Consider the following 23274-nt stretch of genomic DNA (forward strand, 5'->3'; position numbering starts at 1 on the left):
CGTTATAGCGCACGTACCACATGTGCGCTATAACGCACAAGAGGATTCGAAAGACGGCATCATGGCACCGGACGAGATCACGCTGAAATTACGGGACATGCGGGCGGCATCCGGGCTGAGCCTGTCCAAAGTCGCCGAGATGACAGGCGTCAGCAAAGCCATGCTGGGGCAGATCGAGCGTGGCGAATCCAGCCCAACCATCGCCACTTTGTGGAAGATCGCCAAGGGGTTCCAACTGCCGCTGAGCGCGCTGATTGAAACCGCGAATGGGGACCCCTCTGTTTTTCAGACCGTGACTTTTCCGGGCAGCATCGAGGTCAAGATCGTCTTTCCGTTTGATTCCGCGCTAGGGGCCGAAACCTTTCACGTCAGTCTGACCCCAAACCAATGCCACGAGTCGCCCGCGCATGCGGCGGGCGTGACCGAAGAGGTCTTTGTCCTTTCCGGTACGCTTGAAATTCTGCGTGGTGAGGCCTGGGTGCCGCTAAACGCTGGACAGGGTCTGCGTTTTGCCGCCGATCTGCCGCATGGCTATCGTGCGGGCGCGCAGGGGGCAGCGTTTTTGAACATGCACCATTATGGGCAACACAGCGAGTTTCCTGAAAACGGCAAGGGCTGATCATGACTGCGTTTCTTGACACTTTGACCATCGCGGATGGAATCGGCTCAATCGGGGCGATGATCGTGGTCGCTGCGTATTTCGCCACGCAGATGCGGATGATGAATTCCGACGACCTGGCCTTTCCAGTGGTAAACCTGTTGGGGTCGATTCTGATCGTCTATTCGCTGTTTGAGAACTTCAATTTGGCCTCGATGCTGATCGAATCCTTCTGGATTTTGATCAGTCTGATCGGGATCGCTCAGTTTTTCCGCCTCAGGCGGGCCCGTTAGCGGTACAGGCCGCCATCCAGCCTTGAACAGACATGCGCGCGCGTATAGGGACAAACCAAGCGCGCATAGGGGAGGCATTGATGCAGGACGATCCCAAAACCCTCGTTTCAACCGAATGGCTTGCGGCCCATCTCAAGGATCCGGACCTGCGGGTCCTGGACGGATCATGGTATCTGCCGCAACACGGACGCGACGCCAAAGCGGAATATGACGCGACCCATATCCCCGGCGCGAGATTCTTTGACATTGATGATATTGCCGATCTTCGGTCGGACCTGCCGCATATGGTGCCTCCGGTCGAGAAATTCATGTCGCGCCTGCGGGCGATGGGCGTGGGGGATGGCCATCAGGTGGTGGTCTATGACGGCTCGGGGCTGTCCTCGGCTGCGCGGGTCTGGTGGATGTTCCGCCTGATGGGGCAGGACAACATTGCCGTGCTGGACGGTGGCTTGCCGAAATGGCTTGCCGAGGGGCGAGAGGTTGAAGACCTGCCTCCTGTTATCCGCGACCGCCACATGACCGTGCGGGTTCAGAACCATCTGGTGCGTGATGTCACGCAGGTATCTGCCGCAGCCAAGCTGGGGGATCACGAGATCATCGACGCACGCGCAGCCGGTCGCTTCGCGGGTACCGATCCCGAGCCGCGCGAAGGGCTGCGGTCTGGTCGTATTCCCGGATCACGAAACGTCCCCTTCGGCACCTTGCTGAACAAGAATCACACGATGAAATCGCCCGAGGAATGCCGCGCCATTTTCGAGGCCGCTGGCGTCGACCTGTCGAAACCGGCGATTACCTCATGCGGGTCGGGTGTGACTGCCGCGATTCTCAGCCTTGCGCTCGAGCGCATGGGCAAGAAAGACCACTCGCTTTATGACGGCTCCTGGGCTGAATGGGGTGCCTTCCCGACCCTGCCCGTCGCAACCGGAGAGACCTGATGTTTGAACATCTCAAACCGCAACCTGCCGACAAGATTCTAGCGCTGATGCAGATGTACCGCGAAGACCCGCGCGATCAGAAGATCGACCTGGGTGTTGGCGTCTACAAGAATGCCGAAGGCATCACGCCAGTGATGCGCGCGGTCAAGGCCGCCGAAAAGCGCATTCTGGAAGAGCAGGAAAGCAAGGCCTATACCGGTCTGGCTGGTGATCCGGCCTATGCGGATGCGATGATTGACCTGATCCTGCGCACATCGGTGCCGCGTGGCAACATTGCCGCTGTGGCTACGCCCGGCGGCACTGGCGCATGCCGTCAAGCGTTTGAGATGATCCGCATGGCCAACCCTTCGGCCCGCGTGTTCGTCTCGAACCCGACCTGGCCGAACCATCTGTCGATCCTGAATTATCTGGGGATCGAAGCGGTTCCATACCGCTATTTCGATGGCGAGACTCGTGGCGTCGATTTCGACGGCATGGTTGCCGATCTGAAAACCGCCAAGTCGGGCGACGTGGTGTTGTTGCACGGCTGTTGCCACAACCCGACCGGGGCCAACCTGAACCTGGTGCAGTGGCAGGAAGTGGTGAACATCATCAACGAGCTTGGCCTCGTGGCGATGATCGACATTGCCTATCAGGGTTTTGGCGACGGTCTGGAAGAGGATGCGCAGGCGACCCGCCTTGTTGCTTCTTCGGTCAAGGAATGCCTGATCGCGGCGTCGTGTTCCAAGAATTTCGGCGTCTACCGTGAACGCACGGGCCTATTGATGGCAATCAGCGCAGATGCGGGACAGACCGCGTTGAACCAGAGCACGCTGGCCTTTCTGAACCGCCAGAACTATTCATTCCCGCCCGACCACGGCGCGCGCGTGGTCACCACGATCCTGACCGACCCCGTCCTGCGGGCCGACTGGGAGGCCGAGCTGGAAGAGATCCGCTTGTCCATGCTGGGGCTGCGCCAGCAACTGGCCGATGAGCTGCAACGCCACAGCGGCTCCGACCGGTTCGGCTTTGTCGCCCAGCATCGCGGCATGTTCTCGCGCTTGGGCGCGGCACCGGAACTGGTGGAACAACTGCGCGCTGATCACGGCATCTACATGGTCGGCGACAGCCGTCTGAACATTGCCGGGCTGAATGCCAACACGGTTCCGATTCTGGCCAAAGCGATTATCGACGTCGGAGTTTAAATCTGCGGAAAAAAAGAAACCCGGGCGACACCGCCCGGGTTTTTTGTTGGGTTGGGTTGGATATCAGCCCTTAGAGAACTCCGGGTACGCTTCCATGCCCAGTTCCGCCATGTCCAGGCCGTTGATCTCGTCCTCTTCGCTGACTCGAATGCCGACGGTGGCCTTCAGGATCGACCACAGGATCAAAGCGCCGACAAAGGTGAACAGACCGTAGGCGAGGATACCCAACAGCTGCGTACCCAGGCTGGCTTCGCCGTAAAAGATCACGGCGATGGTGCCCCAGATCCCGGCGAACAGGTGAACCGGGATGGCACCGACAACGTCGTCGATCTTGAACTTGTCCAGCATCGGAACCGCGAAGACCACGATGATACCGCCTACGGCACCGATCCACAGCGCGCCGAACAGCGTCGGGGCCAGCGGTTCCGCAGTGATCGACACCAGGCCGGCCAGCGCGCCGTTCAGCACCATGGTCAGATCAGGCTTTTTGTACAGCAGCTGTGTCAGGATCAGGGCTGCCACTGCGCCTGCCGCTGCGGCCATGTTGGTGTTAGCAAAGATGCGCGACACGTCGGATACGTCACCCACGGTTCCCATCGCCAGCTGCGAGCCGCCGTTGAAGCCGAACCATCCCAGCCACAGGATGAATGTCCCCAAAGTGGCCAGCGCCAGGTTCGAACCGGGCATCGGATGAACCTTGCCGTCTTTGTACTTGCCAATCCGCGGACCCAGGATCAGGGCACCTGCCAGAGCTGCCCAGCCGCCAACCGAATGCACGATGGTCGAGCCAGCAAAATCCGAGAAACCAGCCTCGGACAACCAGCCACCGCCCCACTGCCATGAGCCAGAGATCGGGTACATGACGCCGGTCAGAACAATCACGAAAACCAGGAAGGGCCACAGCTTGATACGTTCAGCTACAGCACCCGATACGATCGACGCGGTTGCGGCCACAAACACCAGCTGGAAGAAGAAGTCCGAACCAACCGAAGCATAATCCAATGCCGCGGCGTCAGCACCCACGCCCACCGGATCCAGGACTGTGGTTTTGAAGAACGGTCCAACCCACCCCGCGATGGTCCAGCCGTCGCCGGGATACATCAGGTTGAAGCCGATCAGCCAGTACATGATCGCGGCAAAGGAAAACAGCGCCACGTTCTTGATCATCTGCATGGCCACGTTTTTCGACCGCACCAGCCCGCCTTCGAGCATGGCAAAGCCGGCGGCCATGAAGAACACCAGGAACCCTGCCATCAGAAACAGCAGCGTGGTGAAGATGTATTGTGTGTGCAGCGCGGCTTCGCCGGTGGCGGCCTCCTGCGCTAGGCCAATCTGCGGCAGCGCGACTATCGCGGCGGCAGGGATGAGAGATTTCATCAGGTTCATTGTCAGTCCTCGAATAGTGTTGAGTGGGGGCGCTTAAAGCGCTTCTTCGTTCGTTTCCCCGGTCCGCACGCGCAGGGCCTGCTCAACGTCGAGGACGAAAATCTTGCCGTCGCCGATCTTGCCGGTCTTGGCGGATTTGGTGATGGTTTCTACGATCTGGTCGGCCATCGTGGCGGGCACCACGATCTCAAGCTTGATCTTGGGTACAAAGTTCACCGCGTATTCGGCACCGCGATAGATTTCCGTGTGCCCCGATTGCGAGCCGAAGCCCTTGATCTCGGTTACCATCATGCCGCGTATGCCCGCGTCGGTCAGTGCCTCGCGCACCTCCTCGAGCTTGAACGGTTTGATTGTTGCAATAATCAGTTTCACGCTGTTCCCCTCTGCTTCCCCGGTCTGTCCGGCGTGTTTGCACCTGCAGAAAAAGAGCGTGCCGAAGCTGTGTAAGGAACGGTTCAGTGGTCAAATTCGGGAGGAATTGGTGAGTGAGTGCACAATTTTTGCACAGATTCTGCATATCGATTAAAATTTAGGCGCGTTAGAGAGGGTGCATTCCGGAAATTCAGACCTCTACTTCATCGGTATAGCAGGGTATGGTGCCTCAAAACGATAACCGGGCAGAGTTTGAGCATGACTGAGTCCAGGCGCCGCAAGGCACCGCTTGTGGCGGACAAAAGATACGCGTCGAAGGGGCGAAAACCCACGGCGACCAAAGGCACTGCGAAACCCGCAGGCAAAAAGGCTGCGGCGCGCAAAACGACAACCCGCAAAAGCACACGGAGAAAGACACGCCGGAAATCCGGCGGTGGTGGTGGCTTTTTTCGCCGGTTGTTTCGCTGGGTCTGGCGCCTGATCTGGGGGGTAAGCTGGCGCGTGGGCGCTGTGGCTGCCCTGTTGCTGGCGCTGGCTGTCGGGGTTGTCTATACCTCTTTGCCTGATGTCGATGCTTTGCTAGACGGGCGCGCGCGCGGGTCGGTCACGTTGTTGGATCGGGATGGCAAAGTCTTTGCCTGGCGTGGGGATCAGTTCGGCGGGGTAATCACGGCGGACACGGTTTCTCCGTATCTGAAGAATGCAGTGGTCGCCACCGAGGACAAGCGATTCTACCGCCATTTCGGCGTCAGTCCGCGGGGTGTCGCTAGCGCTGTGCGTATCAACCTGCGCGAAGGGCGCGGGCCTTTGTCTGGCCATGGCGGGTCGACGATCACCCAGCAGACGGCCAAGCTGTTGTGTCTGGGCGTGCCTTATGTGCCCAGCGAATGGGAGTCTGAGGCCGCCTATGAGGCTGATTGCCGTCAGGGATCCCTTTGGCGCAAGGGCAAAGAGGCTGTCTATGCGATCGCGATGGAGGTCAAATACTCCAAGGATGAAATCCTGACCATCTATCTGAACCGTGCCTTCCTCGGGTCCGGTGCGCGGGGCTTTGAGGCGGCAAGCCAGCGCTATTTCGGGATTTCTGCCGCCGAGGTCAGCCCCTCGCAGGCGGCGATGCTGGCAGGTCTGCTGGTTGCCCCGACGCGGTATGCGCCGACAAATAACCTGCAACGCTCGCAGGATAGGGCGCAGTTGGTGATTGGGCTGATGGAGGCGCAGGGCTATCTGACCACTGCCCAGGCCAGCGGGGCGCGCAGCAACCCGGCGCAATTGTCTGCGGCTGCGGCTGCACGCGCCGGCGGGTATTTTGCCGATTGGGTCATCACGGAATTGCCCAGCTTTTTTGGGTCCGACACCACCGATGATGTAGTGATCCGAACTACGCTCGACCAGCGCCTGCAGAAATCCGCAGAAGAGGCATTGCAATATATCTTCAAGGAAAAGGTCCGCGAAGGGTCCAAGGCGCAGGCCGCGATTGTGGTGATGTCCGCAGATGGTGCCGTGCGGGCGATGGTCGGCGGGCGCAAGACCCGCGTATCGGGCGCATTCAACCGGGCCACACAGGCGCTGAGGCAAACCGGATCATCCTTCAAACCCTTCGTTTATGCCACCGCGCTGGAGCTGGGCTATTCGCCGCTGGATACGGTGGTGGACGAGCCCTATTGCATCAATATCGCCGGTTCGGGGCAATGGTGCCCCAAGAACTATACCAACAAGCATTATGGGCGCGTCACGCTTGCTGATGCCCTCAAGAACTCGTTGAACATCCCGGCGGTGAAAGTGGCCGAGGTTGCCGGTCTGGAAAATGTCCGTACCGTCGCCAGTGAGTTTGGCATTGAAAGCAATCTGGCCGAGGGACCCGCGCTGGCGCTGGGCGCGTCAGAAAGCACGTTGATCGAGATGACGGGGGCCTATGCCGGTATCCTGAATGGTGGCTCAGCGGTTGAGCCCTATGGGTTGACCGAGCTGAAGCTGCTGGGGGACGACGCCCCTCTGATGGCGACGAGTACCGGCATCGGTGAGCGGGTGATCAACGATAAGGCAGCCAAGCAACTGACCTGGATGATGGAACGTGTCGTGTCCGAAGGCACGGGCGGGCGCGCGAAACTACCCGGCTGGCAGGTGGCAGGTAAGACCGGCACCACGCAGGCGGCGCGGGATGCCTGGTTCATCGGGTTCACGGCTGATTATGTGACCGGAGTCTGGATGGGGTATGACGACAACACCCCCCTGTCCGGCGTGACCGGCGGCGGGTTACCTGCGGAGATTTGGAAAGAGACGATGGTGCGCGTGACCGAGGGGATGACACCCACACCGCTGCCGATGCTGGCCCCCGATCCGCCCGTCCGGCAAGAGCAACCCAGACGTCAGCGCCGCAATCAGGGCAATGGGTTCGAAAATGCGATCAACAACCTGCTGAACAACATCTTTGGCAACTGATGTAGGCAAGGGAAAGTCGGCGCGCAGGGTCAGCCAATGACAGCATATTGTGCGGAATGCCCGATTTGCATCCGTATCAACGTGAATTCCACGTCTGAACTGCTCTGCCGCTGCCAACATTGCAACTTCCGATATGCGGACAAACCGGACTTGTGCAGTCGCAGCTATTGCTGACGCAGAAATACCTCGCATCTGCGGCATGGCTATCGCTGTTTTGCAACTCATATCGCCGAAGTCGCCGTTTATCGCGTTATGAGATGGCGAACGGCAGAACCGCTCGCCAAGGTAGGTCATATGTCGATGAGCTCGGCTATGCTCAGAGCATCTTCCAATTCGACACCAAGTTAATGCATCGTGCTGTCGACTTTGGTGTGGCCAAGGAGCAGTTGCGCCGCGCGAAGGTTGCCCGTCTTACGATAGATCTCGGCCGCCTTTGTGCGGCGGAGCGAGTGTAAACCGTATCCACTCGGCTCCAGCCCGATCGCCTTCACCCAGTCGCGAATAAGCCGTGCGTACTGACGCGTCGAGATGTGTGGTCGGTCGTGAAACCGGCTTGGAAACATGAACAGGCAAGCAAGCATCTCTGGAGTTCTGACCCAGGCCAGAACGGTTTTTCGCGTGTTTTCCGACAGTTCAAATTGAACGGGTCGCTTGGTTTTGCTCTGGATCACCGAAACACGTTCCCGGACGCGATGGTTTTTGATAAGATCAGGCACGGTTAGCTTGACCAGATCACAGCCTCGAAGCTTGCTGTCGATGGCGACGTTGAACAAAGTCAGGTCGCGCAGATTGCCTGCAAGCTCGAATCGAGCACGGATCGCCCAAACCTGTTTTGGCAGCAGTGGACGTTTCTGTCCGATGATGCGCCCTTTGTTCCAGGCTTTGCACATGGGGGTAACTGCGGGAAGTTGGACTCTTGGCATGATTTGCCCTCCGATCCTCCCTCCACGCCCCGTCATCAGCACCGTGCTGACTGGGCGATTGTGCAAGCAGGGCTGATCGCCCGTTTAGGGCAGCCACTCAAATGGGCATCTTCTGCGAGCGCTTTCGGCGGCTTGGAGGTCCAAGGGCGAACTGCGCCGATGGCCTAGAAACGCATAAGCCGACATTGTGGATGTTGAAGACGGGCCTTGGCCGCCATGGCGATGACAGGCAATGCAGCAGCGTGTGTCGCGGATACGGTCGCCGCAGAATGTCATGTCTGCAGGACACCCAATGGTTTGAGGATGTGCAGCGTCAAGACGAAACGAAACCTCTGCCGCTTAGAACGACTGAAATGAGCGGACGTCGAGACGGGTTGAAGGCTTCAAAACATACTGCCTATCCGTCAATTGACCTGGGTCATTCGGTAGAGATAGGATCGTGGAAAGCCTTCCGGCCCACGCAGAAAATATCCTCGGATTCTCCGTTGATTACGGGGCAAATGGAACAAAAAATTCGGGGCATCTGGAACATGGCCAGGAAGAATTCAGTAACTTCGGTCGACGTCGCCAAACGGGCGGGCGTGTCGCAATCAGCCGTGAGCCGCGCCTTCTCTCGTGTACCCACTCAGTCCGGCGTATCGGCGGAAGCGAAGAAGAGAATCTTCGATGCGGCCAAGGAGTTGGGCTATAGGCCAAACGCTCTTGCCCGGTCGATGATCACTGGGCGCTCGAAGATCATCGCCTTGCTGTTCAGCTATCTGGACAATCAATTCTATGCGCTGGCACTGGAAAAGCTCTGTATCGAATTGCAGAAGAACGGCTATCACGCGATGGTTTTCATGATGCCGGAAACCGCAGTCGGGGTCGAAGAGACGGTATCCGAATTGCTGGAATACAAGGTTGACGGGATTATCACCGCATCGGTCGAACTGTCTTCGTCGCTTTGCAAGCATTGCCAGGATCAAGGTATCTCAGTCGTTATGTTCAACCGGATAAAGGCTGAGGAAGGTGTGTCTTGCGTGTCGTCAGACAATGTCCTGGGCGGACGCTTGGCAGCGCGCTATCTCATTGAAACTGGGCACCAGAAGATTGCGTTGCTGTCCGGTTGGGCGGAATCTTCGACCGGGCGCGACCGCCAATTGGGATTTGAGCAAGAGCTGTCGGATCAGGGACACAGCCTGTTTGATCATGCTGCCGGGCATTTTGATCTGGCTGAGACGCGCTCTGCTGCCCTCAAACTTTTGGACAGACCAGCGTCAAAGCGGCCAGATGCGATCTTCATCGCCAACGACTACATGGCGATCGAAGCACTCGGCGTAATTCGCAGCGAGTTGAAACTCACGGTGCCGCAAGACGTGTCGATTGTCGGCTTTGACGACATTCCAATGGCGGCATTGCCTGAGTATGATCTGACGACATTGCGCCAGCCGATCAACCGGATGATCGACCAATCCGTCTCGCTGATGCTAGCTGCGATAGCCGGAAACGACACAGCAGGTAACGTGAGCATCGTGCCAGAACTGGTCGAGCGCGGCACCGTGGCAAACAGAACCTGATCAGCTTTCGCGCCCAAGCTCTGCCAGAATGTCCACTCCTTGCATGGCCAAGAAATGTGGGATGTCGATGAAGATCCAGTTCTCGGCCAGTTTTTCGCCATCGCGGCGGTAGAGATCCACGATCCGCATGTCGGCTTCGACTTCGCCAGGCGGTAGACTAAGAAACCCACCCTTCGACCGTAGGGATAGGCTGGGATAGCCGAAAAACCCGCCGTAGTTGCCCTCGCCCAAACGCGCGACATGTTCGGTGTGGCGAACGTATTCCAGACCCTCCTCGAACGGTCCTGAGTGGCCGCGCCGATAACCATCGAAGAATGCGCTGGCGCCGATGCCGCCGGGGCCGAACCAGCACATATTGGGCGTCCAGAAACGGGTCATGTGCTCTTCGGGCGAGCCAACTTTGTTCGCGCGCAAATCGGTGACCATGTCAGAGATCAGACCGACACTCGCCCGGCCTTCGGTTTCCGAATGCGCATCGTACAAAAGGCCATCATGCGTCGCAGGTCCAGGCGTCAACAGGACCGATCCGGTTGTGCCCGCGCTTGGATGACGTCCCGATTGCGCCAAAAGGTTCAGGATATCAACGTAGCAGGCGGTTTCGACGATCTTTTCCTTCTCAATGCGGTGAAACTCGCAATAGCGCAGAAACGAAAGCTTGCGGGAGGGTGCGAGCCCGATCCAGGACTGATCCCATGTGCCCATCAGATGCCCCATTTCGACAACCCAGACCGAGGAAAACCCGTCAAGTTCGTTCCGTCCGGCAAAGAAAATGTCCGGCCGCCGTTGCAATGGCCCCATGGCCTGTTTCAACGGCCGCCAGAAGACGTCAGCAACGCGTTCCGGACTGATCTGCTCATGAAACGGGTACATGCCGCGCCACGCAAGATTGGCGGCGAAATGAGGTGTCATCGCCTCGAAAACACTTTCCGTGCCTGCCGCATCAATAGCCGCATTGGCGGAGCGGACAAGCGCCTTGGCGTCCTGATAATCAGCCATCGCGGCGGGCCATGGCGATCTGGATCATCAGGTCCAACTCGTTGAAAAGCTGCCATTCCTGCTGAACCACGCCATTCTTGACGCGCTGTTGCGTGATGCCCCAGATCTGGCATTTCTGCCCCGTGGGGTCTCGGTAGAGAATGCCGCCGGTATGGGTGGCATCGGCGCTCCAACGGGTCGAGATCAGATAACCATCGTCATCGTTGCCCATCCAGTAGACCTCGTCGACATGGTGTTTCATGTCAGGGAAGGCTTCACGCAATTCGGCGATGTAGGCGCGATAAGCGTCCCGCCCGAAAAACTTGCGATCGGTTGTCCCTTCGAATGACAGATCGGCGGCATAGCATTCATCCAGTGCCGCCCCATCGCCATTCCAAAGGCTGTCATGGATGGCTCTGGCAAAAGCATCGGGGTCGAACCCCTCAACAGGTTCGCCAACGCTCAACGGGCGCTCAGGACGCACACCGGACCGCAGATCGGCCCAAGTTTCGGCGCTGCGCGGCCAGCCGGGGAAAGGATCGGCGGCCAGCCTGTCCGCCTCTTCCCAAAGATCAAGGCCCAACTGCTTGAGCATGGCGGATGTGTTGTAAAGCACGTGCTCAAGAAAAATGTCGTTGCCAAGTGCCACACAGTTGGCAATGACCATGACGTCGACCTCAGCTCCGGTCGGGTCGCCGTATTTGCTCGGCCCGGTGTTCTTGCCCTTGATGCGCGTCAGGTGTGAAGTGTGAAATCCGATAGTGTCATCGCCAGCCCAGATCACCTCTTCCGCGTCAAGGATAATGTCGGGGATTGCGCCGGTCGTGTGGTGCGTGTCGTCGACAATCTTGGCGTTGCCGTGCTGCAGACCATAGTCGTCATAGACAAGGCTATCGTCGGAGTAACACGCTTCGATATATTCGACTTCACGGGCCTCGGTTTCCCAGATGCGATAGGTGATGCGGACGATATAGTCGACGATGTTGCGGTACTCGGGATCGAACCCGCCAAGCGATTGCGACGGCCCGAGATAGGGCGGGATGCGGTGCGCCCCGCCCTTGGTGTAGTTCTTGAGAGATATGTCGAACGACGTGGGCATGTGACCCCGCGACAAGGCGGCGGCCGGATGATGCGATTTCGAGCGATCGGGCATGAATTGGGTCATTCGGTCTCTCCAGTATTGGCCAAAAGATCAACGCCCTGTTCGGCAAGGAAATGCAGGATGTCGATGAATATCCAGTTCTCGGCGAGCTTGTCGCCGTCGCGGCGATAAAGGTCCACGACGCGCATTTCGGCAGCCACGTCATTGGCAGGCGCGCCGAGGTAATCGCCGGTGTTGCGAAGGGTCAGGCAAGGCCACCACATGAAGGCGGCAATGTTGCCTTCGGCCAGTGCAAGTTCCCAGTCGTGGATCTTCACCACGTCTTGCTTTGCTTCGAAAGGCAGGGTGTGTCCGCGTTGGTAGCCGGGAATAGAGAGGCTGGCTCCGATGCCGGCCGGGCCGAACCAGTTCATGTCCGCGTTCCAGAACCGGACCAGATGATCGCCGGGCGACGTATAGCTCAGCGCCAGATCGGTCAGCATGGCGTGGGTCAGATCATAGGTGTTCTGGGTCAGGTCCCCGGGCTGGGGGTCATGCAGAAGCCCGTCGTGTGTCATTGGTCCCGGCGACATCATCATACCCCCGGTCTGTTGTTTCGCCAGTGGGTTCCGGCCTGCCTGGCTCAAGACTGCGAGAATATCCAGAAACTCTACCGTTTCGACAATGGCTCCGTCCTGGACCCGAGACATCGTCGCGTAGGGCAGATAGGTGGTTTTTCCGGTGGCGGACATGCCCAGCCAGTCGTCCGTAAAATCGCACAGGAAATTGCCCATTTCAACAACCCAGGTGCCGGCACCCGGGTCAAGATCGGCATGACTGGCGAAAAAGATATCGGGGCGCCGCTGGATGGCGGACATGGCATTCTTCAGCGGTGTCCAGACGGTGTCGGCCAATGCTTCGGGCCCTTCGACATCGTAAAACGGGCGCATACCGCGGTAGGTGTGCTCAGGGGACAGGTACTCTGCGCAAGCAGCAGCGGTTTCGGCCCCGGGGGCGCCTTTGTCACGGGCGGTGAAGTACGCTTGAACAAGCGACTTGGCGGATTGCAGGTCTACTGACATGGATCTTCCTTGATCTAGAGGTGACGGTTGGGTTGCGGCGTTGCGTTAACGGCGCGACACACCCTAGGTTTGAAGACGATCTCCCAGATACCATGTGAAAATCAGCGGAGCGGAGGCGAGTGTCAGGCGGTCCATCGCCTCACCCTTTCACCGCGCCGGCGGTCAACCCGCTAACGATCTGGCGTTGGAAGAACAAAACCAGGAAGAACAGAGGCACCATGGCGCTCACCACCGCCGAAACGGCAAACATCACGTTGCCCTGTTCGCGTATCTGGGTAAGGAAGCTTGCGATTTTGGGCACCATCGTCTGGTTTTCCGAACTCAGAAGCATCGAGGTAATTGCAAAATCATTGTAGGCCAGAAGGAAAGAAAATAGCCCGGTCGTAATGACGCCCGGCCACATGACCGGAATTATCACATGCCAGAACGCCTGGAACCGGGTGCAGCCATCGACCATAGCGCTTTCGTCCATATCCTTCGGGATGTTCAGGAAGAACGAGTGCAACATCCAAAGCGTAAACGGCTGATTAATTGCGACCAGTACGACGATTGTGGTCGAGAGTCGTCCCCACAGGTTCCATTCGAAGAATGGCAGCAGGTAGCCTGAGACCAGCGTGATATGCGGCATGGCCCGAAACACGAGTGCTGCGATCAAAAGCCAGAATGCGTAACGATATCCGGAACGCGCCAAGGCGTATCCGCCCAAGGTTCCAAGCGTCAAAGAAATAATGACTGTGCAAACAACGACAATCGTGGTGTTCAGCACATTCCGCCAGAACTCTTCCTGAATCCAGGCGCCATAATATCCGTTGCCGGTGAAGCTGCCGCCGGTTTCGGACAGGGTATAGACCCCATAGATCGCGTTCCGCCAATCGGCCTTGGAAAAGAAATCGCCCTGAACCTTGAAAGATCCCCAGACCGTCCAGACAAACGGCCCGATCGCGATCATCAGCCAGAAGATGATCATCGAGGTCGCGAACCACGTCAGCAGACGCGGTGATTTGTTAGCCGCTGACGCCATCACACCGCCCTCCGGTTAAAGTCCCGCCAGGTCTTGATCAGCACTGGTGTCAGCAGGATGGCAACGCCGAGGATTGTTAGCATCGAAGTCGCTGCGGCCGAGCCGAAGAGTTTATCCTGCCCCGAAAGGTCGTTGTAGATGATCCAACTGAGCGATCTGGCCTTGGCTTCGGCCGAGAAGGACACGATGGGTTCAAGGACGCGGAAATTGTCCATCAGTTGCATCAAGGTGATGAAGACCAGAAGCGGCATCATGTAGGGAACGATGACATAGCGGACCTGTTGAAACCTGCTTGCCCCGTCGATCTTCGCAGCTTCGAGAGTATCCGTGGGAACCGTCTGTAACCCCGCGTAGAATACAACGAAGGCAAAGGGCGTCGAATGCCAGACGCCGTAGACCATCAGCATGATCCAGGTGAGCGGTGCCGAAGCTTTCAGGCTAAGATCAGGATCGTCAAAGATGATCTGCAGCGTAGCCCCGATGATGCCGTCTGCGTCTACCATCCAAAAAAGGATCAAGCCCCCGATCAGAGGCGTCACGATCATCGGCAAGAGCGAGGCAAAGATTGTCGGCCCCTTGGTGACTTTTGGAAGGCGGTTCACACCCAGAGCTATCAATAGACCAAAGACGATCACCAACGGTGTGACGACGAAGGTATAGGCAAGCGTGAAGAAAAGCGCCTTGTAGAACGGCAGGTTGTAAACCCCCGAGATGAATCCCCCGAAAGATTCAGATGCTGACCAGATCCCGCTCACTTCGTCAAAGGCCAGATGCCCACGATTTGTGTAGGTTCCCAAGCCGTTATAACGCCCGAGAGGTGCGTCGACCTTCAACGCGTCGGTTGCTTCCAGATCGACCTGTAGAATCGTGGTACATGTGAAGGGCCCGCAATTCTCGACCTCACGCATGACCTGTTCATGTTCAACAAAGAACGACTGCATCGCTACCGACACGATCGGCAGGGCAATGAACAGGATCATTGCCAGGAATGATGGCCAGATAAATCGTGCAAAAGTTCCGTGCGGCATAGCGAAAACCCGACAAAGTTGTGCGCGGCGCTGAAAGAGCGCCGCGCACCATTTGAGTGTTTACTTGAGGAACCCTTGTTCCTTTGCAGCAGCGGTATAAGCCGCCTCGATGTCAGCTAGGGTTTGTTCAGCGCTTTCGTTGCCCTGCAGAAAGTCTGGCACCTCTTGGAAAAATGCCGAATGCAGAAGCCCCATGTAGGGCAGCATCGGATAAGGCTCGGCACCGGCACCTGCGACGGCCGCGACGCCCTCAGCAGCGACGCCAGGTTTGTAGCTTTCCATCAACCAAACGGCCTTGTCGTTATTAGCCATGACCATGTCATCAGAGATGCCATTGACCATCGCAATGAAAGTAGCTTCGGCATCTTCATCGCTGATATTCGCGGCGATGGTGAAACCGTCCCACCAGAGCGATGACGCTGGCGTCGAACCGCCCGCAACAGTCATCGCACCGGCAGGCATCGTCGCCGCAACGATTTCAGGTGTAGAACCCTCGTCGTCGAGCAGACCACCCACCGACGATCCCCAAATGACAGCCATTGCTAACTCGCCCGATTCCCAAAGCGGCACGACTGCGCCAGTATTGTAGGTCAGGAAGTCAGGGTTGGAATATTCCATCAGCGATTTCAGCATGTTCAGCGTCGCGACGCCTGCTTCGTTGTTGATGGACACCTCAGCCGTGCCGGGCTTGAAAAATTCGCCGCCGTGACCGAGATACATGTTCACGACCTCTTCGCCGAGGTTCCAATCCGATTTGGTCAGCATTGCGAAAGGGTATTCCATGATGCCAGCCGCGCGGATGGCTTCGGCAACATCAAGCACCTCTTCGTAGGATGTCGGCACCCCTTTGCCGACCTGGTCAAGAATGTCCTGGCGCACGATCAGATGCTGTGCATTGGCCATGAAGGCAATCGCCATGATCTTACCATCGACACGAATTAGCTGGTTTGGTTGCAAATTCTGACCGTGCTTGGCGACGAGATCATCCAGCGGGCGTATCAGCCCATCATTCAACAAAGGAACGATGGACGAGTTCGCTACGATTTTAGTCGTATACTCAGCCGGATTGGCCGTGAGCGCTGCAACCTGTATTTCATTGTGCTTGGTCGAGTGGTTCTTCGAGAATTCCGCCCCCTCTCCGACGCACGCTTCGGCGTTATCGACAACCGCATGCAGCGCTGGAAAGTCGTTGGCAAGGATTCTGACGCTTCCGCTGGTAACCGGACAATCAGCGAACGCAGCCCCGACTGTCATTCCAAGCGCAGTTGAAGTAACTGCCAGACGAGTGATGATAGACATGTTTTTCTCCCTGGGTTCGACCTCGTTGGGTCAGCTTAGAAGCAGATACGAGCAGTTTGGTCGCTCGACATCGCATACGTATGCGATGTCGACTATACTCGATTCTCTTAAAATATCAAAACCTCAATCCAATCCGGTCAGCAGGCGTTGTCGCGCAATAAGATCGACACCTAATTGTTCAAGAAAGTGCAGATGATCAATGAAGTTCCAATTTTCAGCGATTTTATCACCCTCCCGCCGATAGAGGTCAACAACGCGCATCGTCGCCTTCTTCTCGGACTTCGGGGCAAGCCCGATATATCCCCCAAGCGAGGTCACATCAAATGTGGGCCAACCGAAGAATCCACCATAGTGGCCTTCTGCGAACTCCGTTCGGTGACCGAAAAAGTCGCCCCACTTCAAGCCTTCTTCGAAGGGAACGCAATGCTGCTCAAGATAGCGTTCCTGGGTGTAGGGTGCACCGATGCCGCCTGGCCCCCACCAGATCATGTCTTCCTTCCAATCCAACGACAGATCCGTGTTTGTTGTGTGAACATCTTCCGCCAGCAAACGGTCGATCATCCTGAGAAACAGCTTCAAAGTCTTTTCGCCTTCGCTCGAAGGTTGGCTGTTGAAAAGCAGGCCGTCATGCGTGCGTGGCCCGGGCGTCACCATCGTCGCGGCGGTCGACGGCGGAAGTGCTTCGGCCCGCACCTGCGCCATCAGATTCAGCACATCCAGGAACATCGTTGTTTCGGTTATCTTGCCGTCCACAACCAGGCTGAATTCTGCGTATCTGAGCATTGTTGACTGTCGGGTCGGACGCATTCCGAGAAACGGCTGATCGAACAGACCAAGAAGGTGCCCCATCGAAGCGACCCAAACGCCAGGTTCATCGCTCAGGTGATTGTAGCCTGCAAAAAATATGTCCGGTCTGCGTTGAAGGGGAGAAAACGAACTTCGCAATGGGCCCCAAAAATTCTTGTCGGCATCTTCGGCGCCGACGCATTCCCGGAACGGTGCAGTGAACTGAAAACTGCAATTCGCGCTGGTTTCGACCGAAAGCCCTTCAGCAAGCGCAAACTTCGGTGCAGTGTCTATGTGCCGCTGATGCGACAGGACTGTCTTCTTGGCAGCGTCTAATGCGCTCTCACGTCGATCCATTGGTGCCCTTTTTTCTACAAATTACCGCTTTCACTCTATCCCAAAAGAACACCCCGAAAATGGTATCAACACCAACCTTACCTGAAAGGGACTCCCGTCAGCTTTGGTGGACGATAGGGAAGAGCATGCGCCACGACTTCACGCATGATACTAGCTTCTAATTCCCACATTGAACTAGGCTGAGAGAATAACCGCATCAAATTTTCGGATCCCGTTGTGGCGCTTTCCCTGCTTTCGCGATGCTCACTAAGGTGGACCTCGGGTCGCGAAAGCCGATCTTCTGCATTGTCCGCGACCTATGAATTGATGATTCCAGATTTGCTGCGATATGTTTGAACGGCCGGTTTTCTCGCCGCGTTGCGACCGCCTAAATTCAGCAACAGCAGAAAAATCCGCGCTGCGTGCGCTCGCAGCAAGAACAGTGAACTCACAGGAAGGGCTCAGAGCGGACCTCGGAGGCAGCGCGGCATCATCCTCAGTTGAGCCGCAGATATAGGATAAGTCTGTCCGGGGAAGGGGGAACTGCGCTCAAACTCCGATTTGCGCAACAAAGCCCATCTACCTGATCAAAAAGGCGGCGAGCAGCGAAAGTCCAATCCGAATATTCAGTCTGCGGTGACGATACCCTGGCGAAAGTCGTCAAAGATGGCGTTCACCACGATATGGATTTTTGGGCGAGCTATCTTGTCTGGATGGAGACCGCCGTTGGTTACGAAGCAACCAACGGCAGATATCTAAAGCAGGCGGGTCGCCATACCACCGTCAACGGCGACCGGAGAACCCGTCACGAAGCTTGCCCGGTCTGACAGAAGGAACAATGCAGATTGGGCAATCTCCTTTGGCTCCGCCATGCGTTTCAGGGGATGCAAGTTGGCAATAAAGTCGTGCGTCGCAGGATCATCGCCGGCCATGTCGGTTTTAGTACCACCCGGCAAAATAGTGTTGATACGGACCCTCTTGGCCGCATGATCAGATGCCAAAGACTGTACGAGCCCAATCAGTCCAGCCTTTGATGCGGCATAGGCCCCCATGCCGGGCATTCCCCCATTGCTGACACCAACAAAAGTTCCGGTGAATACAATAGACCCGCCACCGCGTTCCTCTATTGCCGGAATCTGCGCTTTGGCCGCAAAAAATGCACTGTTGAGGTTTGTAGCAAGAACCGACTGCCAGTTGCCGGACTCCATTTCGGGAATTGGACCCATCTCGCCCATAATGCCCGCATTGTTAAATGCGCCATCAAGGCCGCCAAACTCCCGTTTCGCCAGATCAACAAGATCCCTGGAATATGTTTCGTCCGTCACGTCGCCCGCAAGGTAAACGGCGCGCCCGTTGCTTTGGGTAATCTGCCCGACGAGTGTGTTTAGCTGAGCTTCCCGGCGGGCACCTAACACAACATTCGCCCCTTCCGAGGCAAACAGAAGCGCTGCTGCAGCACCGATTCCGCTGCTCGCGCCGGTAATGATGATGGTTTTGTCTTTAAGTTCCATGGTCATGCCTTTTTGAAATTACATGCCAATCACCTAAGGAATGATGCGAGTGAATCGCGACCCGGTTCTTGCGGGTGTTGAGCTACTTGAGGTGAAAGCGCAAGAAACGGATCAATTGGTTGACCTCAAACGGGAGCCGCCGTTCGTTCGCGGTAGCGAAATCACTTTATTGGGATCAGTACCAACGCTGTTGCAAGTGCAATATCTAGCGATTGAGCCTACGAGAACGGCCCATACCGGCCGTTGGCCAATGGGTAAATATGCTGCGGTCGCAGCCCGCATTGCCGACCTTCACCGCGAGCGCGAACCCTCGGCTCGCCGAACTCACACATCGCGGACAAAGCTGCCTATCGCGGCAGCGCAGCAAGTGCTCGCTGAGGGAGATCTGCCTGCAAAAAACCTCTGCATTCTGAAAAAAGTTGCATAAGTAGGTGTCATTTCTGTGAAAAGCAATGCGGACGTTTGACCGCCAAAAATCAGCCTGTGGTTACAGCGTTTTCTTGATTAGCGTCCCGTATCTAAGCATGATCCCGTTATGGCGGTTGAAATCGACAAATGGCTGAACGATCTCGAACTGGGTCAATACTCAGACGCTTTTGCACAGCATGATATCGACGCGCGCGTACTGCCACTACTGTCAAACGACGACCTTAAAGAGCTTGGGGTTAGTCTGGGCCATCGAAAAATCATCCTGGCAGCGGTTCAGGAATTGACTGGTCAAAAGCACTCGTCTCAATCGCCGCAGGCCGTAGACGTGGATGCAGACGAAGTCGGCCCGGTCCCCATTTCGGATGAATCGCAAGGCGTGACCTTATCCGCAAGGAAGCCTGCTTCATTAGCGATCGCAGAGAGGCGTCACTTAACAGTTTTGTTTGCTGATCTCGTCGCCTCGACTGAGTTGACTAACCGGTTTGATCCCGAAGACATGCGCGAACTGCTGCAGAGCTACCAGGATGCGGTTGCAGGTGCAGTTAGCAGGTATGGCGGCTACGTCTCGAAGTATTTGGGCGACGGTCTCCTGGTTTTTTTTGGCTGGCCTACAGCCTATGAAGATCATGCAGTTCGCGCTTTAAAGGCTGGTCTTGAGGCCGTTCGGCGGGTCAGAGAGCTTAAAACACCTGACGGTGAGCGTTTGTCAGCCAGGTTAGGTATCGCGAGTGGCGACGTGGTAGTTGGCGATACGATCGGTGAAAACACCTACGAAGAAGGAGCCATGACGGGGCCAATTGTCAATCTGGCAGCGCGGCTTCAGGAACACGCAGAACCGAACTCAGTTGTTTTATCTGCTGAGGAGACCGAAGAAACTTTGCACCGGCTATTTGAGTTTAGGTCTCTTGGACAAACCGAGCTGAAAGGTTTCAAAGAACCACGGACCCTTTTGACTGTCGTATCAGAACACAGCGCGGAAAGCCGGTTTCGAGCATCTTATAGGGACGAAAGTGGCAGCGTCATGATTGGTCGCGACTACGAAAAAGGTATCCTTTTACAATCATGGCTGCGTGCGCAGAACAGTCAGGGAGAGGTTGTTCTGCTTGCCGGTGAAGCAGGGATCGGTAAATCGCGATTGGCGGAAGAGTTTCTCGCTAATGCTGTAGCGACTAGCGAAGCTGATATTATCAGGCTGAACTGCTCTCCTTACCTTATCAGTAGCCCGTTCCACCCTGTCGCCCAGAGGATTTCTCAGGATGCTGGTGTGGGGACAGATTTTGATGACGACCAAATTCTCGACCTTGTCAAAAAAATGTTGGAAAGCCGAGAGGGCTTGGAATGGGAAAAGGTTCTGCCCGTCTTTGCCGCGCTGGTTGCGCCTCACAGTGCTCTTGCCCGAAGCGTTCTCGATATGTCACCGCAGGAGCAACGTGACCTCACGATTCAGACGTTAATCCACACGGTTCAGGTGCGCGCAAGCACGCGTCCTGTTATTCTTTGTGTTGAGGACGCGCATTGGATTGATCCTTCCACCCAAGCTCTTTTGGATCGCTTCAAAGCAATTTGCGCAGATCTGCCTTTGATGATTTTGATCACCCACAGGCCCGGCTGGGAACTTGCCCATGATGACGGCGAAGCGCACGTACATACGCTCCAGCTGCGTCGGTTTGATACGACCCATGTCTCGAACCTAGTTCTCAATGTTACCGGAAAAGCACCCGACGATGCGCTAATCGCCACAATCATTGAGAAGACGGACGGCGTGCCATTGTTCGTCGAGGAGCTGGCCCGGGCGATTGTTGAGGCGGGTGAGCACGGGCAAGTCCACATACCTTCGTCTTTGAAAGGCACATTGATGGCACGTCTTGACGCAGTCTCACCAGAGGCCAAACAAGTAGCGTTAACAGGAGCCGTCATTGGACGGGAGTTCGAGCCTAGCTTGCTGGCTTCCGCAATAGGTCTTGCCAGTGCGGAAATTCAATCTCGTATAGAAGAGCTGTCTCGAACGGGTTTGATCTTTGAAAGCGGGCACAATCGAGGGTATTTCGTTTTCCGTCATGCCCTTATTCGGGATACCGCCTATCAATCCATGTTGGGCTCAACCCGCAGGCAACAACACGCAAACGTGGCCCGTGCTTTGATGCAGTTGCGGTCAGCAGAGATTGAACGCCGGCCCGAGTTGGTTGCCCGCCATCTTTCAGAGGCCGAAGAATGGCATGCTGCGTTCGACAAATGGCAGACGGCAACCGAAATGGCATTGGCGCGATCCGCCAGCCAAGAGGCGATGGTCAACGCCAGGGAAACACTCAAAGCGGCCGAAAATCTTGGATCTGATAACGGTGTCGAAACGATCAAAGCCAAAATCCTTATTGGTCGCAGCCATGACAGCCTGGGTCAGTTGCCGGAGGGGATAGCGGCCTTGAAAGATGCCTCGGACGCCGCCCGTGGAATACACGATGTGGCGCTCGCCGCTGATGCTGCGAACCATTTTGCGGACTCGTGTATGATGTCGAGTAAGAGACACGGCGAGGCCATTGAACTTTGTGATAGAGCTCTGAACGACCTCCCCGACGATGACGAAGTACGGCAGTGCAGATTGATGAGCCAACTTGCACGGGCACATATGTTTGTCGGCCAGTTTTCTGAAGGCGCTCGCTATGGTCAGCAATCAATGGAACTGGCCGCGAAACTAGGGGACTATAAATCCCAATTCTCGGTGATGATGATGCATTTTGGGGCGCCATTCGTCGCGCGCAAAGGAAGAGAGGTACGTCATTGGCGTGAAAATCTTGATGCGATGCATCGAGTGGCCGAAAACCTAGGGAGTATTGATCAGGGTCGGGACCGGACACTCAGTCTTTTTGTCGGGGCCGAAATGGCCGACCGCGACTTGATGGATCATTCACTCGAATTGCTGACGGAGATTTCGGAAAAGGACAATCATCTGCAACTCTACTGGGTGCAAAAGCACGCACGCGCCATGGTTGCAATTATGGATGGCGATTTTGAGCAAGCGGAGATGCATGCCAACGAAGCGGTGAAAATCGGTCGTCAGACACATGGAGAACATGTTGAGGGCGTATTCGGTGTTCAGATGTTTACCATCCGCCGCGAACAAAACCGGCTGCACGAAGTTGCACCGGTGATCAAGAAGCTGATGACGGATAGCCCGGAAGACATTTCTTGGAAACCAGGATTTGGCCTTATTGCCGCCGAGTTGGGATACAAGGAACCAGCTGAACGCATACTGAATGAAATGGCAGAGAATGGCTTCGATCTTCCGCTTGATGCTATGTTTTCAACTACTTTGTCTTATCTCGCTGACATTTGTGTCGCAGTCGAGCATCTGGGACATGCTGAGACCCTCTATGACATGCTGACCCCATACGAAGAGCTGACGATCACCGCTGGGGCAACAACAGTTTGCGCCGGGGCGGCAGCAAGACGTCTAGGCAATCTGGCAGCGGTGCTAAAAAACTGGGACGCCGCTGAGAGGATGTTCCATAAGGCCATCGAAATAGACACGCGCATGAAGTGCCCACCGTGGATTGCGCACAGCAAGGCCGCGTATGCATCCGCGCTAAGGCAACGGGGCCGAACGAATGATTTGAAACTAGCGTTTCAACTAGAAGGGGAAGCGTTGGCAATTTCACAGCAATTGAGTATGGTTTTCCTTAGGTCAAAGCTCGAGGGAGTAGCTGTTTAAAGTCATTTACATGCTTGGGGGAGCATTATGCCAAGGTACATAATTGAGAGAAATTTTGCCGAGCAGCTGAACATTAGCGACGACGACAAAATTCACATCAAAGAGATCAATGACGAAGTCGGGGTCGAGTGGATTTTCTCGTTCCTCAGCGCAGACAAGCGCAAAACATACTGCCTGTATGAGGCCCCTGACGAGGAAAGCCTCAGAAAGGCGGCCGAGCGCCTTAACATCCCAGCCGATGTCATAACACCCGTGGATCAGATAGATCCCGGAATATTCACCTGAGTATTCGCAGTTCTAAAACCTAATCCGAGGCGATTTAACTGCGGGA

Annotated in this window: 20 protein-coding genes; 9 read left to right on the plus strand and 11 right to left on the minus strand. The window is 56.4% G+C overall.

Going from position 1 to position 23274, the window contains the following annotated elements; translation table 11 throughout:
• Positions 1-61: 61 nt before the first annotated feature.
• The 4 genes from AC2FFF_RS13965 (at position 62) to AC2FFF_RS13980 (ending at position 3010) form a co-directional block, all read left to right on the plus strand.
• Complete coding sequence (locus tag AC2FFF_RS13965) at positions 62-619, plus strand: helix-turn-helix domain-containing protein (protein ID WP_142638464.1); 558 nt, start codon at positions 62-64, stop codon at positions 617-619.
• Between the two features lie 2 nt (positions 620-621).
• The gene (locus AC2FFF_RS13970) at positions 622-891 is read left to right on the plus strand and encodes a CBU_0592 family membrane protein (RefSeq protein WP_142638410.1); all 270 of its coding nucleotides are present in this window, start codon (positions 622-624) and stop codon (positions 889-891) included.
• Between the two features lie 80 nt (positions 892-971).
• Positions 972-1826 carry a 3-mercaptopyruvate sulfurtransferase gene (gene sseA, locus AC2FFF_RS13975; protein WP_142638408.1) on the plus strand — a complete coding sequence of 285 codons (855 nt, stop codon included), beginning with the start codon at positions 972-974 and terminating at the stop codon, positions 1824-1826.
• Complete coding sequence (locus tag AC2FFF_RS13980; protein ID WP_281973850.1) at positions 1826-3010, plus strand: amino acid aminotransferase; 1185 nt, start codon at positions 1826-1828, stop codon at positions 3008-3010. The genes sseA and AC2FFF_RS13980 overlap by 1 nt, the downstream gene beginning before the upstream one ends.
• A 63-nt stretch (positions 3011-3073) precedes the next feature.
• Here AC2FFF_RS13980 and AC2FFF_RS13985 read toward each other — a convergent pair whose 3' ends face one another.
• Both AC2FFF_RS13985 and AC2FFF_RS13990 read right to left on the minus strand, forming a co-directional pair.
• On the minus strand, positions 3074-4396 hold the full coding sequence (locus AC2FFF_RS13985; RefSeq protein ID WP_281973849.1) for an ammonium transporter: 1323 nt from the start codon (positions 4394-4396) through the stop codon (positions 3074-3076).
• A 33-nt stretch (positions 4397-4429) separates the two neighbouring features.
• On the minus strand, positions 4430-4768 hold the full coding sequence (locus AC2FFF_RS13990; RefSeq protein WP_142638403.1) for a P-II family nitrogen regulator: 339 nt from the start codon (positions 4766-4768) through the stop codon (positions 4430-4432).
• 258 nt (positions 4769-5026) lie between these two features.
• Between AC2FFF_RS13990 and AC2FFF_RS13995 the strand changes: the two genes are divergently transcribed.
• Complete coding sequence (locus AC2FFF_RS13995; RefSeq protein ID WP_281973848.1) at positions 5027-7210, plus strand: transglycosylase domain-containing protein; 2184 nt, start codon at positions 5027-5029, stop codon at positions 7208-7210.
• A gap of 344 nt (positions 7211-7554) precedes the next feature.
• On the opposite strand, the gene AC2FFF_RS14000 is transcribed toward AC2FFF_RS13995, so the two are convergent.
• Positions 7555-8133 carry a tyrosine-type recombinase/integrase gene (locus AC2FFF_RS14000; protein ID WP_281973847.1) on the minus strand — a complete coding sequence of 193 codons (579 nt, stop codon included), beginning with the start codon at positions 8131-8133 and terminating at the stop codon, positions 7555-7557.
• Positions 8134-8663: 530 nt separating this feature from the next.
• Here AC2FFF_RS14000 and AC2FFF_RS14005 point away from each other — a divergent pair.
• Positions 8664-9689 (plus strand): LacI family DNA-binding transcriptional regulator, encoded by a 1026-nt coding sequence (locus tag AC2FFF_RS14005; RefSeq protein WP_281973846.1) that lies wholly within the window; start codon positions 8664-8666, stop codon positions 9687-9689.
• On the opposite strand, the gene AC2FFF_RS14010 is transcribed toward AC2FFF_RS14005, so the two are convergent.
• From AC2FFF_RS14010 to AC2FFF_RS14045, 8 genes are all read right to left on the minus strand, one after another.
• Positions 9690-10685 carry a nuclear transport factor 2 family protein gene (locus AC2FFF_RS14010; RefSeq protein ID WP_281973845.1) on the minus strand — a complete coding sequence of 332 codons (996 nt, stop codon included), beginning with the start codon at positions 10683-10685 and terminating at the stop codon, positions 9690-9692.
• Complete coding sequence (locus AC2FFF_RS14015; RefSeq protein WP_281973844.1) at positions 10678-11829, minus strand: nuclear transport factor 2 family protein; 1152 nt, start codon at positions 11827-11829, stop codon at positions 10678-10680. Before AC2FFF_RS14015 ends, AC2FFF_RS14010 begins: the two co-directional genes overlap by 8 nt.
• Positions 11826-12827 carry a nuclear transport factor 2 family protein gene (locus AC2FFF_RS14020; RefSeq protein WP_281973843.1) on the minus strand — a complete coding sequence of 334 codons (1002 nt, stop codon included), beginning with the start codon at positions 12825-12827 and terminating at the stop codon, positions 11826-11828. Before AC2FFF_RS14020 ends, AC2FFF_RS14015 begins: the two co-directional genes overlap by 4 nt.
• A gap of 139 nt (positions 12828-12966) precedes the next feature.
• Positions 12967-13848, minus strand: coding sequence for a carbohydrate ABC transporter permease (locus AC2FFF_RS14025; RefSeq protein ID WP_271951248.1), 882 nt, complete (start codon positions 13846-13848; stop codon positions 12967-12969).
• On the minus strand, positions 13848-14876 hold the full coding sequence (locus AC2FFF_RS14030) for a carbohydrate ABC transporter permease (protein WP_281973841.1): 1029 nt from the start codon (positions 14874-14876) through the stop codon (positions 13848-13850). The genes AC2FFF_RS14025 and AC2FFF_RS14030 overlap by 1 nt, the downstream gene beginning before the upstream one ends.
• A 60-nt stretch (positions 14877-14936) precedes the next feature.
• The gene (locus AC2FFF_RS14035) at positions 14937-16175 is read right to left on the minus strand and encodes an ABC transporter substrate-binding protein (protein ID WP_281973840.1); all 1239 of its coding nucleotides are present in this window, start codon (positions 16173-16175) and stop codon (positions 14937-14939) included.
• 123 nt (positions 16176-16298) lie between these two features.
• A complete protein-coding gene (locus tag AC2FFF_RS14040) occupies positions 16299-17318 on the minus strand; it encodes an ester cyclase (RefSeq protein ID WP_281973839.1) in 1020 nt (339 codons plus the stop codon).
• A gap of 734 nt (positions 17319-18052) precedes the next feature.
• Positions 18053-18808 (minus strand): SDR family oxidoreductase, encoded by a 756-nt coding sequence (locus AC2FFF_RS14045; RefSeq protein WP_496708222.1) that lies wholly within the window; start codon positions 18806-18808, stop codon positions 18053-18055.
• A gap of 40 nt (positions 18809-18848) precedes the next feature.
• On the opposite strand from AC2FFF_RS14045, the gene AC2FFF_RS14050 reads away from it, so the two are divergent.
• The 3 genes from AC2FFF_RS14050 to AC2FFF_RS14060 all read left to right on the plus strand — a co-directional run bounded on the left by AC2FFF_RS14050 (position 18849) and on the right by AC2FFF_RS14060 (position 23228).
• Positions 18849-19235 carry a hypothetical protein gene (locus AC2FFF_RS14050; RefSeq protein WP_496714182.1) on the plus strand — a complete coding sequence of 129 codons (387 nt, stop codon included), beginning with the start codon at positions 18849-18851 and terminating at the stop codon, positions 19233-19235.
• 108 nt (positions 19236-19343) lie between these two features.
• Positions 19344-22943 carry an adenylate/guanylate cyclase domain-containing protein gene (locus AC2FFF_RS14055; protein ID WP_496882976.1) on the plus strand — a complete coding sequence of 1200 codons (3600 nt, stop codon included), beginning with the start codon at positions 19344-19346 and terminating at the stop codon, positions 22941-22943.
• A gap of 27 nt (positions 22944-22970) precedes the next feature.
• Complete coding sequence (locus AC2FFF_RS14060; protein WP_271951661.1) at positions 22971-23228, plus strand: DUF4242 domain-containing protein; 258 nt, start codon at positions 22971-22973, stop codon at positions 23226-23228.
• Positions 23229-23274: the final 46 nt, after the last annotated feature.

This window comes from Ruegeria sp. YTSA226 (genome assembly GCF_059609905.1).

Coding starts and splice junctions, on each gene's coding strand:
- AC2FFF_RS14005 (WP_281973846.1), top strand. CDS start 8,664: ATGGCCAGGAAGAATTCAGTAACTTCGGTCGACGTCGCCAAACGGGCG.
- AC2FFF_RS14010 (WP_281973845.1), bottom strand. CDS start 10,685: ATGGCTGATTATCAGGACGCCAAGGCGCTTGTCCGCTCCGCCAATGCG.
- AC2FFF_RS14020 (WP_281973843.1), bottom strand. CDS start 12,827: ATGTCAGTAGACCTGCAATCCGCCAAGTCGCTTGTTCAAGCGTACTTC.
- AC2FFF_RS14000 (WP_281973847.1), bottom strand. CDS start 8,133: ATGCCAAGAGTCCAACTTCCCGCAGTTACCCCCATGTGCAAAGCCTGG.
- AC2FFF_RS13985 (WP_281973849.1), bottom strand. CDS start 4,396: ATGAACCTGATGAAATCTCTCATCCCTGCCGCCGCGATAGTCGCGCTG.
- sseA (WP_142638408.1), top strand. CDS start 972: ATGCAGGACGATCCCAAAACCCTCGTTTCAACCGAATGGCTTGCGGCC.
- AC2FFF_RS14045 (WP_496708222.1), bottom strand. CDS start 18,808: ATGGAACTTAAAGACAAAACCATCATCATTACCGGCGCGAGCAGCGGA.
- AC2FFF_RS14030 (WP_281973841.1), bottom strand. CDS start 14,876: ATGCCGCACGGAACTTTTGCACGATTTATCTGGCCATCATTCCTGGCA.
- AC2FFF_RS14035 (WP_281973840.1), bottom strand. CDS start 16,175: ATGTCTATCATCACTCGTCTGGCAGTTACTTCAACTGCGCTTGGAATG.
- AC2FFF_RS14015 (WP_281973844.1), bottom strand. CDS start 11,829: ATGACCCAATTCATGCCCGATCGCTCGAAATCGCATCATCCGGCCGCC.
- AC2FFF_RS14025 (WP_271951248.1), bottom strand. CDS start 13,848: ATGGCGTCAGCGGCTAACAAATCACCGCGTCTGCTGACGTGGTTCGCG.
- AC2FFF_RS14060 (WP_271951661.1), top strand. CDS start 22,971: ATGCCAAGGTACATAATTGAGAGAAATTTTGCCGAGCAGCTGAACATT.
- AC2FFF_RS13995 (WP_281973848.1), top strand. CDS start 5,027: ATGACTGAGTCCAGGCGCCGCAAGGCACCGCTTGTGGCGGACAAAAGA.
- AC2FFF_RS14040 (WP_281973839.1), bottom strand. CDS start 17,318: ATGGATCGACGTGAGAGCGCATTAGACGCTGCCAAGAAGACAGTCCTG.
- AC2FFF_RS14055 (WP_496882976.1), top strand. CDS start 19,344: ATGGCGGTTGAAATCGACAAATGGCTGAACGATCTCGAACTGGGTCAA.
- AC2FFF_RS13980 (WP_281973850.1), top strand. CDS start 1,826: ATGTTTGAACATCTCAAACCGCAACCTGCCGACAAGATTCTAGCGCTG.
- AC2FFF_RS14050 (WP_496714182.1), top strand. CDS start 18,849: ATGATGCGAGTGAATCGCGACCCGGTTCTTGCGGGTGTTGAGCTACTT.
- AC2FFF_RS13970 (WP_142638410.1), top strand. CDS start 622: ATGACTGCGTTTCTTGACACTTTGACCATCGCGGATGGAATCGGCTCA.
- AC2FFF_RS13965 (WP_142638464.1), top strand. CDS start 62: ATGGCACCGGACGAGATCACGCTGAAATTACGGGACATGCGGGCGGCA.